At 64.4% G+C, this 14534-nt stretch carries 13 protein-coding genes and 1 tRNA gene; 10 read left to right on the top strand and 4 right to left on the bottom strand.

Annotated features, from left to right (window positions below):
- Positions 1-16 precede the first annotated feature (16 nt).
- The 6 genes from U5709_RS04740 to U5709_RS04715 all read left to right on the top strand — a co-directional run bounded on the left by U5709_RS04740 (position 17) and on the right by U5709_RS04715 (position 5725).
- Positions 17-958: a DNA-directed RNA polymerase subunit alpha gene (locus tag U5709_RS04740; protein ID WP_321972912.1), complete on the top strand. Its 942-nt coding sequence runs from the start codon at positions 17-19 to the stop codon at positions 956-958.
- 31 nt (positions 959-989) lie between these two features.
- Positions 990-1466, top strand: a complete 477-nt coding sequence (rplQ, locus tag U5709_RS04735; RefSeq protein WP_321972911.1) for a 50S ribosomal protein L17 — start codon at positions 990-992, stop codon at positions 1464-1466.
- A 79-nt stretch (positions 1467-1545) separates the two neighbouring features.
- Positions 1546-2394: a tRNA pseudouridine(38-40) synthase TruA gene (truA, locus tag U5709_RS04730; protein WP_415913448.1), complete on the top strand. Its 849-nt coding sequence runs from the start codon at positions 1546-1548 to the stop codon at positions 2392-2394.
- 107 nt (positions 2395-2501) lie between these two features.
- On the top strand, positions 2502-3551 hold the full coding sequence (locus U5709_RS04725; protein ID WP_321971675.1) for a putative manganese transporter: 1050 nt from the start codon (positions 2502-2504) through the stop codon (positions 3549-3551).
- Between the two features lie 42 nt (positions 3552-3593).
- The gene (locus U5709_RS04720) at positions 3594-4427 is read left to right on the top strand and encodes a hypothetical protein (RefSeq protein WP_321971674.1); all 834 of its coding nucleotides are present in this window, start codon (positions 3594-3596) and stop codon (positions 4425-4427) included.
- A gap of 224 nt (positions 4428-4651) precedes the next feature.
- On the top strand, positions 4652-5725 hold the full coding sequence (locus tag U5709_RS04715; RefSeq protein ID WP_321972910.1) for a glycosyltransferase family A protein: 1074 nt from the start codon (positions 4652-4654) through the stop codon (positions 5723-5725).
- Positions 5726-5938: 213 nt separating this feature from the next.
- Here U5709_RS04715 and U5709_RS04710 read toward each other — a convergent pair whose 3' ends face one another.
- The gene (locus tag U5709_RS04710; RefSeq protein ID WP_321972909.1) at positions 5939-7042 is read right to left on the bottom strand and encodes a glycosyltransferase family 2 protein; all 1104 of its coding nucleotides are present in this window, start codon (positions 7040-7042) and stop codon (positions 5939-5941) included.
- 87 nt (positions 7043-7129) lie between these two features.
- Here U5709_RS04710 and U5709_RS04705 point away from each other — a divergent pair, with 87 nt between their 5' ends.
- The 3 genes from U5709_RS04705 (at position 7130) to gltA (ending at position 10708) form a co-directional block, all read left to right on the top strand.
- On the top strand, positions 7130-8119 hold the full coding sequence (locus U5709_RS04705) for a glycosyltransferase (RefSeq protein ID WP_321971671.1): 990 nt from the start codon (positions 7130-7132) through the stop codon (positions 8117-8119).
- A 343-nt stretch (positions 8120-8462) separates the two neighbouring features.
- Positions 8463-9305 carry a sulfide/dihydroorotate dehydrogenase-like FAD/NAD-binding protein gene (locus U5709_RS04700; RefSeq protein ID WP_321971670.1) on the top strand — a complete coding sequence of 281 codons (843 nt, stop codon included), beginning with the start codon at positions 8463-8465 and terminating at the stop codon, positions 9303-9305.
- Complete coding sequence (gene gltA, locus U5709_RS04695) at positions 9293-10708, top strand: NADPH-dependent glutamate synthase (RefSeq protein WP_321971669.1); 1416 nt, start codon at positions 9293-9295, stop codon at positions 10706-10708. Before U5709_RS04700 ends, gltA begins: the two co-directional genes overlap by 13 nt.
- Before the next feature lie 333 nt (positions 10709-11041).
- On the opposite strand, the gene pth is transcribed toward gltA, so the two are convergent.
- The 3 genes from pth to glmU all read right to left on the bottom strand — a co-directional run bounded on the left by pth (position 11042) and on the right by glmU (position 14112).
- Positions 11042-11590, bottom strand: coding sequence for an aminoacyl-tRNA hydrolase (gene pth, locus U5709_RS04690; protein ID WP_321971735.1), 549 nt, complete (start codon positions 11588-11590; stop codon positions 11042-11044).
- Positions 11591-11722: 132 nt separating this feature from the next.
- Positions 11723-12721, bottom strand: coding sequence for a ribose-phosphate pyrophosphokinase (locus U5709_RS04685; protein ID WP_321971668.1), 999 nt, complete (start codon positions 12719-12721; stop codon positions 11723-11725).
- On the bottom strand, positions 12721-14112 hold the full coding sequence (glmU, locus tag U5709_RS04680; RefSeq protein WP_321971667.1) for a bifunctional UDP-N-acetylglucosamine diphosphorylase/glucosamine-1-phosphate N-acetyltransferase GlmU: 1392 nt from the start codon (positions 14110-14112) through the stop codon (positions 12721-12723). Before glmU ends, U5709_RS04685 begins: the two co-directional genes overlap by 1 nt.
- A 200-nt stretch (positions 14113-14312) precedes the next feature.
- On the opposite strand from glmU, the gene U5709_RS04675 reads away from it, so the two are divergent.
- Positions 14313-14387 (top strand) — tRNA-Gln (locus U5709_RS04675).
- The last annotated feature ends 147 nt before the right edge of the window (positions 14388-14534 follow it).

Raw genomic sequence — 14534 nt, 5'->3', positions numbered from 1 at the left:
CTGTTTGGAGGTAGCAATGTCCGAATTCATCCGACCGCAGGTGTCGGTAGAGGAGATCAGCGACAGGCTCGCCCGCATCTCCGTCGCCCCGCTCGAGCGCGGCTACGGCGATACCCTGGGCAACTCCCTGCGCCGGGTGCTTCTCTCGTCGCTCGAGGGGGCGGCCGTTGAGGCCATCTCCATCGACGGCGTGCAGCACGAGTTCACGACCGTCGAGGGTGTCTACGAGGACGTCACCGACATCGTCCTCAACGTCAAGGGCCTGGTGTTCCGCTCCATGGGCACCGGCAGCGAGGCAGAGGCCTCCATCTCGGTCGATGGTCCCATGACTGTCACGGCCGGCGACTTCGACATCCCCGCGGAGTTCCAGATTGTGAACCCCGAGCACGTCATCTGCACCCTTTCCGAGGGCGCCCACCTCACCATGAGGATGCGCATCGGTATAGGTCGCGGCTACGTGTCCAACGAGGACAACGAGCGCGAGAGCGATCCGATCGGTGTCATTCACGTCGACTCGCTCTACTCTCCCGTCCGTCGGTGCGCCAAGGTCGTCGAGAACTACCGCGTCGGCCGTCGCACGGACTACGACAGTCTGCTGCTCGAGGTCGAGACCAACGGTTCCATGACCCCGCGCGATGCCGTCGTCGAGGCTTCCAACATCATCAACCAGCACATGAGTGCGTTCATGAGCTTGGCCGATGAGGACGAGCCTGTCGAGGACGCCTCGATCTTTACCACCAGCACCGTTGAGGACAACGTCGAGCTCGACAAGCAGATTGAGGACCTGGACCTTTCCGTCCGTTCTTACAACTGCCTCAAGCGCGCCGGCATCCACGCCGTTCGCCAGCTCGTTGAGTTCTCCGAGAACGACCTTCTCAACATCCGTAACTTTGGCGTTAAGTCCATCGAGGAAGTCAAGGACAAGCTCGAGTCCATGGGCCTCTCGCTCAAGGCTTAACGTGCGCCTGAACGCTTAGGAGAAGCAGAAAATGCGTCACAACAAGAAGAAGGGCATGAAGCTCGGCACCGACGCTGCGCACACCAAGGCTATGAAGCGCAGCCTCGTTCGTGCCCTGTTCATGAACGACCGTATCAAGACGATCGACGTCCGCGCCAAGGCCATCCGCGGCGATGTTGACAAGATCATCACCTGGGCCAAGAAGGGCGACATCCACTCTCGCCGTCTTGCCATCGCTTATCTCAACGACAAAGAGGTCATCCGCGAGGTCTTCGAGAAGGCCGCGCAGGGCATGTGGGCCGACCGTAACGGTGGCTACACTCGCATCATGAAGCTCGGTCCTCGTAAGGGCGATGCCGCCGAGATGGTTCTGATGGAGCTCGTCACCGAGCCCGTCACCCCCAAGGCCAAGGCTGCCAAGACCACCGTGTCCAAGGTTTCTGCCGTGGCCGAGGCCCCCAAGGCTGAGGTCGTCGAGGAGGCCGCTGCCGAGGAGACCGTCGAGTAGTGGTTTCTCTTTGCAAGAAGAGCTCAAGGGCCCTGGCATTTGCCGGGGCCCTTTTTTGGTGACGTGGGAGGATGTGTTCATGAGTTCGTATGTGCGCGAGGCCGTGCCGCGCGAGACGCCGATGGTGGGGGAGGCTGAGGCCGCGGGCACGCTGGTGGTCAAGCTCGGCTACCGCGGCGAAGGCTTCGCAGGCTTCGCTGAGCAGCCCTGCCAGCGCACCGTCGCAGGCGAGCTGCGCCGCGCGCTCGAGACTACGCTGCGCCGCCCCGTCGAGCTCACCTGCGCCGGGCGAACCGACGCGGGCGTCCACGCCATCGCGCAGCACGTCAGTGTGCCGGTGAGCGCCGCCGAGCTAGGGCTTGCGGGCCGGCGCCTACGTCGCAGCCTCGTGGCACTCACGCCAGATGACCTCTCGATAGTTGGCCTGTACCGCGCGGGGGCGGACTTCTCGGCGCGCTTCGATGCCGAGGCCCGACGCTACCGCTACCGCATCGCGGCTGGCGACACGCGGCCCATCATGGCATGGGACCACGCTTGGTGGTACAAGGGCGCCCTCGATGTCGCCGCCATGCACGATGCCGCGCAGTGCCTCGTGGGCGAGCATGACTTCAAGAGCTTCTGTAAGGCCACCTCGGCCGTCGACAAGCCGACGCATCGATATGTGGGTCACCTGAGCGTGAGCGAGATCGAGGAGGCCGGAGAGGCGCTCGTGTGCATCGACATCGAGGGCAACGCGTTTCTTCACAACATGGTGCGGACCATCGCGGGGACGCTCGTGGAGGTCGGGCGCGGCCATCGCGACGCGACATGGGTGGCCGATGCCTTGGCGGCCTGCGACCGCGCCGCCGCCGGCCCCTGCGCGCCCGCCCGCGGCCTCACGTTCGTCGGCGTCGACTACCCGGCCGGCGCCCTTGCAGCCTGGCGCTGACCCGCATCTGCGACAGTCCCTTTTGCAGGTTCCCGCAGAGGTGTGTCCCCAAACCGCTGCAGAAAGGGGACTGTCCCCAAACCGCTGTTAAAGAAAGGCTTTGAGCTTTGGATTTGTTAGTTGACGTGCTTAAGGACTCGGTGCACGACACGCTGAACCTCATACCGTTTCTGCTTCTCACGTACCTGGCGATGGAGGCGCTCGAGCACGCGGCCAGCGATAAGGTCCGCAGGATCGTCGAGCGCACCGACCACGCCGGCCCGATCGCGGGCGCGCTTCTGGGCGCGCTGCCACAGTGCGGTTTCTCGGCCATGACGGCAACGCTCTTCGCGGGGCGCGTCGTCACGGCGGGCACGCTCGTCGCGGTGATCCTCTCCACATCTGATGAGCTGATCCCGGTCTTCGTAGCGCATCAGGCCGCGCCGAGCCGCATGGCCGCCATCATCGGCATCAAGGTCGTGTTTGGTCTGGTTGTCGGCCTTGGGCTCGACGCCATGCTGCGCGCGTCCAACCACACGGGCGACGGCCACGTGCACATCCACGAGCTCTGCGAGCGCGAGCACTGCCACTGCGAGGACGAGTGCGAAGAGGGGCTCGCCGACGGCGAGGGAGCGTGCTGTGGCAGGTGCTGCGCCCACAAGGCTGACGGCGACGGCGCGGCCAGCGCGCACGCCCACAACCACGCCGGCCACGAGCGCGCCCACGGCCGCGACGCCCATGCCCACGACCACGCCGGCCATCACCACCACGGCCGCGGCGTCTGGGGTATCGTGCGCTGCGCGCTGGTCCACACCGTCCAGGTCGCCGCGTTCATCTTCGTCATCACGTTCGTTTTCGGCCTGATTATCGAGGGCGTGGGCGAGGACGCCATCGGCGCCGCGCTGGCCAACCACCCGGTGCGCGCCACGTTCCTATCCGCGCTCGTGGGCCTTATCCCTAACTGTGGCGCTTCCGTCGCCATCTCGGAGCTCTTCCTTGACGGAACGCTGGCGACCGGCCCCATGCTTGCCGGCCTGCTCTCCTCGGGCGGTGTCGGCCTGCTCGTGCTGTGGAGAACAAACGCCAGCGCGCGCCAAAATCTGCTCATTACCGTTTTGGTTTACGTTACCGCGGTTGTCGCGGGGCTCGGCGCCGTCGCGTTAGGTATCCTGTTGTAAACAGGAGATTTGCGCGCGCAGGCGCGTGGGAAGGCGGTTTTCATGCTCTTTAGGAAGCGCGAGCGTTTTGAGCGCACCGACGTGCCCGCCCCCGGGCCGTATACCAACACCATCGGCGGCGTGGTGCTTGCCGTCGTGGCCATCGCCTTGGTCCTCACCGTGAGCTGTGTGGCCGACCGTGTGGGCAAGGAGGCTCGTCTCAACGACTCCACGCTGGGCAAGCAGGTCAGCAACCAGTCGTACATGACCGTCACGGACGACAGCTACTCCATCTCGCAGGACAGCTTCACCAAGATCTTGTTGCTTACCGTTTCCGGCGACGGCGAGCTCGCCAAGGGCGCGCAGCTGCAGTCCGCGCACGTGCTCGTTATCCGTGAGCACGTGCCCGAGGAGGGCGAGGACGAGAGCGCAGCGAGCATTACCGCGCAGATGGCCAACGTCGGCGGCGACGTCAAGGTGACCGCGAGCGCCGGCACGAGCTCGTCTTTGGCGGAGCTCTGCGCGAGTTCCGGCCCCGCAGCGTGCGTGACGCCGCTCAACGCGGCGCTCAATGTCAAGTTCTCGCACGTTGTTGTGTCGACCGAAGATGTGCTCGCGCGCGTGGCGGCTCTTGCCGGCACCGATTCGGGCAAGCTGGTCGACGACTCGCTTGACCTTGTTATGAAGATTCGCACCGATATGACTGCAGCCGAGCTCGTGGCCTTGGGCAACAAGATCTCGCAGCTCGGAGGCGTTGAGGCCATCGGAACTTTTGACGCGCCCACAAAAGCCGATACGGCGCAGGCAGAGGACGGTTCCACGTACGAGACGGGTTATCAAGCCGTTGACAAGACGTGGCTGTGCATTATGCTCGGCACGCTCGTTGAGGGTGAGTAGTTAAAGAGCCTATACAAAGCGACAAGAATTACGGTCCTTTCGGCTTGTTTCGCGCGCGGCATGAGACGAAGGGGCCACTGCTATTTCTCACGCGAATGGCCGTGGGGCATTTTTGATGATTTGGGGAGTCTGCCTGCGCACACAAGGAGTGCATAAATGGTCTGGATAATGGCCTTACAGGTAAGGTCAGCCCCAACCAAGGGCAGCTTGCGATAGGTATCCATTTGCCCCACTTCTCCCCGACATCGCCGACGGTCTCTGTGCTCATGTGTGCTCGCAACGCCGAGAAGACGCTGCGCCGCGCGCTCGACAGTATTCAGAACCAGACCCTGCGCAACGTTGAGACCGTTGTGGTGGACGCCGGGTCCACGGACGGGACCGCCCGAGCCCTCGATGTGGCTTCCGAGCGCGACATCCGCGTGCGCGTCGAGCATGTGCCGGAGTGCCCCCGCGAGGAGGCGTTGAACCTCGCGCTTGCCGATGCTCGCGGCGACTATCTCTTTGTGATGGACCCTGACGCGTGGATCGAGTCCACCTACCTACAGAAGCTCGTTGACGCGGTTGCGGTGTACCATGCTGAGCTTGTGGTCGGCGGGGTTTCTGCCGAGGTCGTGAGCGGCCGGCGCACGGTCGAGATGGAGTGCGATGACGAGGACACGCGCTATCTTACCCAGCACGACTTCCGTGCCGACGCGTGGCGTCACTTCGCATCGGGCCGCCTCATGCCCGCGACCGGCAAGCTGTTCGTTCGCGAGCGCGTGGCTTCCGAGCGCTGCCGTTTTGACGCGCAGTCTGGCAATGACCACTCGTTTGTGGCCGATTACCTGCGGCGCGTTGAACGTGTGGCTTTTGTGGGACGCGGTTATCGCGTGAGTCGCGAACTCCCGAACCTAGGAGGGGCCGACGGTGCGCGCGAGCTCTTTGCCCGCCTGAACGCCGGCTACGACGACGTGCACGATTTGCTGAGCGGGTGGGACATGCTGGGCGACCCTGCGAGCATGGATATGCTCACCAGCCGTTACCTCGAGATGTTGGCCCTGTGCGTTGAGTGCGCCTGCTCCGGGTCCGGACAGGGCGGCGATAAGGGCGACGGCGTCCGAGAGCTGGTTAGAAAGCTGATTTCGAGTGAGCGCGCGCAGCTGGCGGCGAGCGTGGCCAAGCCGCGTGACGGCGCCGCGAAGGCGTTGGTCGGACCCATCAAGACGCAAAACGTTCAGATGGCGATTGTCCAAGCGCGCCTGCTCAACGTGCTTCGCCGCGGCGCTCCGTCGACCCTCACCCCCGATGCCTTCCTGTAAGCCCCGCGCCCTCACGCTCGCCGCGCCCGCGCGCCCCTCGCACCTCTCCTCTAAAGTTCGGAAGGCTTCCAAACTTTTTCGGGCAGCTGAAAGCTTGCAGCGCAAGCGATTTACCTGCGGCTATAAGACCTCTAACTAAAGTTCGGAAGGCTTCTGAAGTTTGGAAGCCTTCCGAACTATAAGGGGTAGGGGAGTAGGGGCCAGGGGCCGGGGCTAGAGGCGGTTCAGGCGCCTCTTGACGTTTTGAGCGACGAAGCCGAGGCCGTTCACACGGACGCGATATGCGGCTTCGCGAGCCAGGTACCTCACGCGCGCGGCTTTGTTTTCCGCTGGTACTTCGATACCTCTTACCTGCGCAAACATAGCCTTTGCGTTTCCTGACAGCGCGGGGATGGCAAACACGCGCGCCGGGTCCAGCCGCTCCATCGAGCGCTCCACGAGATCGTGGACCCCGTCGGCCTCCATTCCCGCCGCGCTCACTGTGATGGTCGCGTAGTTGACGCCGCGCAGCGCGAGCGCGTCGAGCACGTGGTCGTCGTCGACGCCGAGGGCGCACGCGGCGTCCATCATCTCGTTCCAACGGGTCAGCGGCGTGAGCGGGCTCTTCTTGGCCAGGGCCTCGGCGTCGTTGAAGTCGTGCTCGCGATAGTAGTAGAGCGGCTCGTCCACGTACGCGATGCCAACGCCTGCGCCGCAAAGCGTCTGGACGAGGAAGGGGTTGTCGGTCCAGCCGGAGCCGGGGACCTCGTTGAAGCGAATGCCGGCCTGCTCAAGGTACTCGCGGCGATACATGCCGGCCCAGATGGCGGGGTGGTGGAGCAGCAGCTCAATGCCGTCGCCCACGGCGAACGGCTGCGTGGCGGGCTTCACGCGGTGGAGATAGGGGCAGGCCGCGCGCGTCTCGCCGCCGGCCTCACCGAAGACGCGCCAATACGCGCAGCGCACGACGTCGACGACCTTGCCGGAAGAGGTGCTCACGGCTTCGGCGCAGGCCACGAGCTGCTCGAACGCTGTGGTGTCCAGGTAGTCGTCAGGCTCCACGATGGCGATCCAGGTGCCCTCGGCGGCGGCGATGCCGCGGTTCATCGTGGCGCCGTAGCCCTCGTTGGTCTTGTTGACTACGACGATGCGGGCATCGCGCGCCGCGTGGGCGCCCGCGATGCGCGCCGTGTCGTCGGTCGAGCCGTCGTTCATGCAAATAATCTGTAGGTTGGCGTAGGTCTGCGACTCGATGCTCGCGAGGCACTGCTCGAGCGTTGCGGCCACGTTGTACATTGGGACGACAACGGAGACGGTCCCTTGTTTGATGCTGGTCATGTGCCCTCCTCGACGCAGGCCCGCGGTCGTGCGGGCTCCCCTATAATAAGTCAGCGTTACCGCCAAACCGATTGGACGCGCGCTCCTATGAATCGCCCCGCCATCGTTATCGTCACGTTCAAGCGCCAAGAGCTCTTGTCGAAGCTGCTCGACTCCATCGAGGGGTCGACGGTCGCGCCGTGGCGCGTGGTGGTCGTGGACAACGAGAACGCGCAGCTTACGGCAGATATCGTGCGAGACTTCGAGGGGCGGGCGAACTCGCTGTGGGGCCACACAGAGGACGACCTGGACGCATGCGGCGGCACGTCTCGTGTGGTTTACGTGCCCATGGAGGAGAACACGGGCGGCGCCGGCGGCTTTTCCGAGGGCGTGCGGCGGGCGTACGAGCTCGGCGCCGAGTGGTTCTGGGTCATGGACGACGATGTGGCCATCGAGCCGGACGGGCTGTCGATTTTGGGTCGCTGGTCCGAGGAGGCCGACGCCATCATGGGGCGGCGCCGCGACTTCGACGGGGGCCATTTCTTCTGGCAGCATCGGTTCTGGTGCGGCCTCGCCATTTACAACCCCTTCTCACGTGACGGCTGGCGCGAGGGTGAGCGATATAAACTCTGCAACGTTTTGTGCTTCGAGGGAAGCTTCTTCTCTCGCCGCGTGGTCCAGAAGGCCGGCCTGCCCGACCCGCGCTTCTTCATCTACCTGGACGATGCGTGCTTCGGGTACGTGGCGAGCAAGGCCTGCGACGTGTACTATGTGCCCGACTACGTGCTCAGCCGTCGTCGCGAGGTGGCCAACAAAGAGATCGGCAGCGTGCGCCAGCTCAACTCGGCGAGCGACATGACGCGTTACTACATTACGCGCAACCGCGGGTATCTGGCCAGATATTTCCAGGTGTACGGCGATTACAACCCTGTGCTCTACGCGGTGGGCACCGTCGCCAACTTCGCCAAGGAGCTGCTGCGTATCCTGATTGTCGACCGCAGCCACCTGAAGAGCGGCTGGGCGCGCCTGTGGGCCGGCTACAAGGAGTCGCGCAGGATTCTGCATGATCCCGACTGGAAGCCGATGCCCCCGCTCTAAGTGTTTTGGATCATTGCTGCTCAAAAACAGAACTTTACGGTCGTTGTTCTGCAGAAGGCCGAGTAGTGGAGCTTGGGGAATTTGCAAATGCGCAGGTAATCGAGTCATGTCGTCCTCAGCATAGATGACGCTCCTCGGAATAACGACCGTAAAGTTCGGTATTTGAGCAGACGGCTAGGTCGATTTCCGCCAACGGCGCCCCTGCGACTGCGGGTGGCCAATCCATTAGGCCGAGCGCGGGTTGCGCGGTACAATAACGCAGTTTAGAGGCAGCGTCTCGATTCGTGGGGGATTCGGCACGGTGCCCGCATGGCAAGAGAATCGCAGGAGAGGAGTTTCGTTAATGTACAAGATCCTCGAAAAGACGCAGTTCTCGGAGAAGGTGTTCAAGTTCCGCATCGACGCGCCGAAGATGGCCAAGCACGCTCACGCTGGCCAGTTCCTCATGGTGCGCGCCAACGAGACGGGCGAGCGCGTCCCGTTCACGCTTGCGGGCTGGAACGCCGACGAGGGCTGGGTCGAGTTCATCTTCATGGTGATCGGCAAGACCACCGAGATGCTGTCCACCTATGAGGCCGGTGACTCCATCAAGGACGTTACGGGCCCGCTGGGCGTCCCGACCGAGATGGCCGACGGCCCCTGTGCCGTCATCGGCGGCGGCGTCGGCCTGGCCATCGCCTTCCCGGTCGCCAAGCACTTGGTCGAGACCGGCCACGAGGTCCACGCCATCATGGGCGCGCGCACCAAGGACCTTCTGCTGCTTGAGGAGCAGTTCCGCGAGCTGCTGGACGACGGGCACATTCACATCACCACCGACGACGGCTCTTACGGCGAGAAGGGCGTGGTCACGGCCCCGCTCGAGCGCCTGCTGGAGTCCAAGGCCGTCACGCAGGTCTTCTGCGTCGGCCCCGTGCCCATGATGAAGTTCTCGGCCATGACCGCCGAGAAGTATGGCACCCCCATCACCGCCTCCCTCAACCCCATCATGGTTGACGGCACCGGCATGTGCGGCTGCTGCCGCGTCGAGGTCGACGGCCAGACCAAGTTCGCCTGCGTCGACGGCCCCGACTTCGACGCCACCAAGGTCGACTGGAACGACCTTCGCGCACGTCAGGCTGCATATCGTACCGAGGAGGGCCAGTCCCTCAAGGCCTATGAGGAGGCGAACTGCGCATGCCACAGGTAAATGGTCGCTTTGTCCCGGACATGAAGTCCCCGCGCACCGCTGACAACGAGGAGCCGGCCGCCGAGCGCGCCTGCGACTTCCGTCCCGTCGACAAGGGCTTCACCGAGGAGATGGCTCTGGCCGAGGCCGAGCGCTGCATGGACTGCAAGCGCCCGTTCTGCGTCGAGGGCTGCCCCGTCAACATCAACATCCCCAAGTTCATCGAGCAGATCCGCAACAAGAACTACGGCGGCGCCCTGGACATCATCCGCGAGGACTCGATGCTGCCCGCCATCTGCGGCCGCGTCTGCCCGCAGGAGAACCAGTGCGAGGGCAAGTGCGTCCGCGGCAAGAAGGGCGAGCCGGTGGCCATCGGCCAGCTGGAGCGCTTTGTCGGCGACCAGCCCGAGCTCGCTTCCGCACCTGCTATGAAGCCGAAGAACGGCAAGAAGGTCGCCGTCGTAGGCTCCGGCCCCTCCGGCATCGCCTGCGCCGGCGAGCTGGCCCGCAACGGCTTTGACGTCACCGTCTTCGAGGCGTTCTTCACCGGTGGCGGCGTGCTGGTCTACGGCATCCCCGAGTTCCGTCTGCCCAAGGCGGTCGTCAAGCGCGAGATCGACGGCCTGGAGGCCATGGGCGTCCACTTCGAGTACAACGCCGTCGTGGGCAACATCGCCACGGCCGACGAGCTCTTCGAGGAGGGCTTCGACGCCATCTACGTCGCCACCGGCGCCGGCCTGCCCAAGTTCCTCAACGTGCCCGGCGAGAACCTGCCCAACGTGTTCTTTGCCAACGAGTACCTCACGCGTGTGAACCTGATGAAGGCCAACAACTTCCCTGAGTACGACACCCCCACCAAGCACGGCAAGAACGTCGTGGTCTTCGGTGGCGGCAACGTGGCCATGGATGCCGTGCGCACCGCCAAGCGCTTGGGCGCCGAGCACGCCATCATCGCCTACCGCCGTACCGAGGAGGAGATGCCCGCCCGTCGTGCCGAGCTGCACCACGCCAAGGCCGAGGGCGTCGAGGTCATGCCTCTGGTTGCCCCGCTGGAGTTTGTGGCCGGCGAGGACGGCACCGTGTGCGCCGTTCGCGTCCAGAAGATGGAGCTCGGCGAGCCCGACGCCTCTGGCCGTCGCCGTCCGGTGCCCATCGAGGGCGCCATCGAAGAGATTCCCTGCGACGTTGCCATCTCCGCCATCGGCACCAACGCCAACCCGTTCGCGGCCAAGATCGGCGGCGAGATGGAGCTCAACAAGTGGGGCTACATCGTAGCTGACGAGGAGACCGGCCAGACCACCGATCCGCGCATCTGGGCTGGTGGCGACATCGTCACCGGCGCCGCCACGGTCATCCTGGCCATGGGCGCCGGCAAGAAGGCCGCGGCAAGCATCACCAAGTCCCTTGTGGGTGACGCTGAGTAGCACCGCGCCTTCACTGCGCTGAATAGCACGGCAATTAAATGGAGGGAATGACCTGTCGGCCATTCCCTCCATTGCTTTGCCCGGCTTCAGAAGAGAGTCGTCGGGTGATTCTGCAAGGTTTTGCCGCTCGTGCGACGTAAACAGGTAGGCCCTGCAAGGTTTTGCCGCTCGTGCGACGTGAATTGGGGTTAAAACACGCCCTGAAGCGCCAATCAAGGGGCGTATGGGCCTCATTTGGCCGTCTTGAGGCTGATTTTACGTCGCACGAGCGGCAAAAGTATGCACCGGGTTCGCGTTTACGTCGCACGAGCGGCAAAACCTTGCAATGTGCGGTTATTTAACGCCCTGGGTGAGCGCGCACTCAGCGGCATCGGCGGCGTCTTGGGCCGTTACCTCGAAGTCGGTCAGGAAGTTGCCCTTGAGCTCGCGCAGCACGTAGTCTGCCACGTTCATCTTTCCGGGCGGACGCCCCACACCAAAGCGCAGGCGGGCAAAGTCGCGGGTGCCAAGCTTGTCGGCAATGGAGCGCAGGCCGTTGTGGGCGTTGAGCCCGCCGCCCATCCTGAGCTGGATCTCGCCGGCAGCAAGGTCAATTTCGTCGTGAATCACCAAAATCTCGGCCGGCTGTACATGATGAGCACGGGCCAGCTTGGACAGCGGCCCACCGCTCGTGTTCATGTAGCTCATCGGCTTGGCAAGAAGCACCTCGCGCTTCTCACCGTCGGCGTCGCGCCAGGTCAGCGTGGCCGTCTGCGCGCCCGCCTCGCTCTTCCAGTAGCGGACACCGTGCCGCTCGGCGAGCAAATCGACGGTTGCGAAGCCGGCGTTGTGCCGCGTGCGCGCGTAGTCGTCGTCGGGGTTACCGAGCCCGCACACGATCATGATGGTGGCCGCTTTTGCCACGTAAGCTCCTCTCAGCAAAAGCGGGGCCGCCCGAAGACGGCCCCGCGGATGGCGCGTTTACCGGCGCGAAGGGCGCGAAAGGAACAGCCTTCGCGCGCTGCGGGCGCGACGCTACAGGTTCAGGTTGCCGCCGAAGATGTCGGAAACCGGCTTGTTGGTGTACACGCTGAAGATAGCTTCGGCGAGCTCGTTGGCGATGGAGATCGTCTTGATCTTGGAGCCCTCCTGGTTGGCCACGGCGCACGGGATGACGTCGGTGACGACGCACTCCTCGATGGGGGCCTCCTCAAGGCGCTCGATGGCGGGCTCGGTAAAGATGCCGTGGGTGGCGCACACGTAGATCTTGCCTGCGCCCATCTCCTTGAGCTTCTTGACGGAGCCGCACAGAGTGCCCGCGGTGTCGATCATGTCGTCGTTGACGATGCAGGTCTTGCCCTCGATGTTGCCGATGATGCCCATGACCTCGGCCGCATTGTGCTTCGGGCGGCTCTTGTGGGCAATGGCGACCTCGCAGCCCAGGTAGTCGGAGAGCTTCTTGGCGGCCTTGGCGCGGCCCATGTCGGGCGAGACGACCACGGTGTTTGCCCAGTCGAAGTCCTTGTTCTTCAAGAAGTAATCGCCGAGCAGGTAGAGGCCGGTGAGGTGGGTCACGGGGATGTTGAAGAAGCCTTGGATCTGGCCTTGGTGCAGGTCGACGGTGATCACCTGGTCGACGCCGGCGGCCTCGAGCAGGTTCGCGACGAGGCGCGCGGTGATGGGCTCGCGCGGCGCGGCCTTGCGGTCTTGGCGGGCGTAGCCGTAGTGGGGGATGACGGCGGTGAACTTGCGGCAAGAGGCGCGCTTGGCGGCGTCGGCCACAATGAGCGTCTCCATGATGAGGTCGTTGACGTTCGAGCCGGCCATGGTCTGGATAAAGAACACATCGTCGCCGCGGACCGACTCGGTAAAGCGCGCATAGGTCTCGCCATTGGCGAACTTCTCGGTGGTCAGGCCCTGGAGCTCGAGGTGCAGAATATCGGCGATCTTCTTGGAAAGCTCGGGGTTGCCGTGTCCGGTGTAGAGCTTAATCTCGGTGTTGATGGGTGCGGGATTGCTCAGGTTCTCGTACATTAGGCTTCCTTCCTCAGGCGCTCAAGCCTCTTGCTCGCGTAGCCTTCCTTCATGAACTGCTCGCTGCGTTCAACGGCGAGCGCGTCGGCGGGCACATCCTTGGTGATGCAGGAGCTGGCCCCGGTGATGGCGCCGGCGCCGATGCTCACGGGCGCGACCATCATGGTGTCGGAGCCGATAAACGCCCCGTCGCCGATGGTGGTGCGGCTCTTGTGCACGCCGTCGTAGTTGCAGGTGATGGAACCGCCGCCGATGTTGACGCCGGCGCCCATCTCGCAGTCGCCGATGTAGCTGAGGTGGGGAACCTTGGAGCCCTTGCCCACGACGGTGTTCTTGAGCTCGACGTGGGTGCCGATGTGGGCGCTTTCGAGCACATGCGCGCCGCCGCGCAGGTACGCGCGCGGGCCGCAGGTCGCGTCGTCGTCGATGGTCACGTCGACGCCGACGACCTCCTCGAGCAGCACGTTGTTGCCCACGGTCGTGTTGGTGAGGCGGGTGTTCGGGCCTACAGTGCAGCCCTCGCCGACGCTCGTGGCGCCCCAGAGCATGGTCATGGGAAGAAGCTCGGTGTCGCGCCCGACGGCCACGTCCGGGCCGACCCACACGGTCTTGGGGTCGAGCATGGTGACGCCGGAGGCCATGAGGCCCTCGTTGATCTTAGCCTGCGCCAGCGCGGTGAGCTCGGCGAGCTGCACGCGGGAGTTCACGCCCAGGCCCTCGACGTAGTCGGGGCAGTGGGTGATGGTCGTGCTGTGGCCGTGGCCGCGCAGAATCTCGACCATGTCGGGCAGGTAGTACTCGTGCTGCGCGTTCTCGCAGCCGATCTCACCGACGTGGGCGGCAAGAAGCGCCCCGTCGAACGCGTAGCAGCCGGCGTTGCACTCCAGCAGGGTCTCGCTCTGCTCGGGCGTGCAGTCCTTCTGCTCGATGATGCGCGCCACGGTGCCGTCGGCGGCGAGCTCCACGCGGCCGTAGCCGAAGGGGTCGGGCGGCGTCATGGTGAGGATGGCGCAGGCGTGCTCGCCGGACGAGACGGTGTCGGCGAAGGCGCGGATGGTTTCGGACTCGATGAGCGGCAGGTCTCCGTTGAGGATGACCACCGGCCCCTCGCTTACGTGCGCGGCCTCGATGGCGACGCGGGTGGCGTGGCCCGTACCCAGGCGCTCGGTCTGCTCGACGCATTCGACGTCCTTCTCGGACGCGAGGTGCGCGCGGACCTCCTCGGCGCCGTTGCCGACGACCACGATGATGCGGTCGGCCCCGGCGTTGCGCGCGGCGCGCGTAACCCACGAGACCAGCGGGCGATCGAGAAGTTTGTGCATTACCTTGGGGTGACGGGACTTCATGCGCGTTCCCTCGCCGGCGGCGAGGATAATCGCGGTCATGGGCATGGATTTGCCTCCAAAATGCGATACGTTGCGGGTCCCAGATAAATACCGTTCACAATGATAACTCAGCCGCTCGCCGGCGGGGGCCGCACGGGCGCTTCGTGTACGGGCTACGTAAAATGCGCAGATGGCGAGAGTGGACAAAGGGGCTGTCCCTTTGTCCACTCTTACGGCGGCGCTTCTTGGTACAATGGCCTGCGCACAGGGGTATCGTCCAATGGTTAGGACAGCGGTTTTTGGTGCCGTCAATGAGGGTTCGAATCCTTCTACCCCTGCCATCTTGCAAAGAAAGGCCCGGCGAGCAGCGCGCTCACCGGGCCTTTTGTTTGTGGTCGCGACCTGCAAAGGGGACAGTCCCTTTTGCAGGTCAACCTGCAAAAGGGACTGTCCCCTTTGCAGGTCGCGACGCTTTACAGCTCCAGGCC

Origin of the sequence: Paratractidigestivibacter sp., from assembly GCF_963660155.1 — a bacterium.
Taxonomy (GTDB): Bacteria; Actinomycetota; Coriobacteriia; order Coriobacteriales; family Atopobiaceae; genus Paratractidigestivibacter.
The sequence above is the reverse complement of the archived record's forward strand: the minus strand, read 5'-3'. Positions and strand labels throughout refer to the sequence as shown.

Bases quoted from the DNA above. Each gene is read 5' to 3' on its own strand.
- U5709_RS04685 (WP_321971668.1), bottom strand. From the start codon at position 12,721: ATGTACGAGAACCTGAGCAATCCCGCACCCATCAACACCGAGATTAAG.
- U5709_RS04740 (WP_321972912.1), top strand. From the start codon at position 17: ATGTCCGAATTCATCCGACCGCAGGTGTCGGTAGAGGAGATCAGCGAC.
- gltA (WP_321971669.1), top strand. From the start codon at position 9,293: ATGCCACAGGTAAATGGTCGCTTTGTCCCGGACATGAAGTCCCCGCGC.
- truA (WP_415913448.1), top strand. From the start codon at position 1,546: ATGAGTTCGTATGTGCGCGAGGCCGTGCCGCGCGAGACGCCGATGGTG.
- U5709_RS04700 (WP_321971670.1), top strand. From the start codon at position 8,463: ATGTACAAGATCCTCGAAAAGACGCAGTTCTCGGAGAAGGTGTTCAAG.
- glmU (WP_321971667.1), bottom strand. From the start codon at position 14,112: ATGCCCATGACCGCGATTATCCTCGCCGCCGGCGAGGGAACGCGCATG.
- U5709_RS04720 (WP_321971674.1), top strand. From the start codon at position 3,594: ATGCTCTTTAGGAAGCGCGAGCGTTTTGAGCGCACCGACGTGCCCGCC.
- U5709_RS04705 (WP_321971671.1), top strand. From the start codon at position 7,130: ATGAATCGCCCCGCCATCGTTATCGTCACGTTCAAGCGCCAAGAGCTC.
- rplQ (WP_321972911.1), top strand. From the start codon at position 990: ATGCGTCACAACAAGAAGAAGGGCATGAAGCTCGGCACCGACGCTGCG.
- U5709_RS04710 (WP_321972909.1), bottom strand. From the start codon at position 7,042: ATGACCAGCATCAAACAAGGGACCGTCTCCGTTGTCGTCCCAATGTAC.
- pth (WP_321971735.1), bottom strand. From the start codon at position 11,590: ATGATCGTGTGCGGGCTCGGTAACCCCGACGACGACTACGCGCGCACG.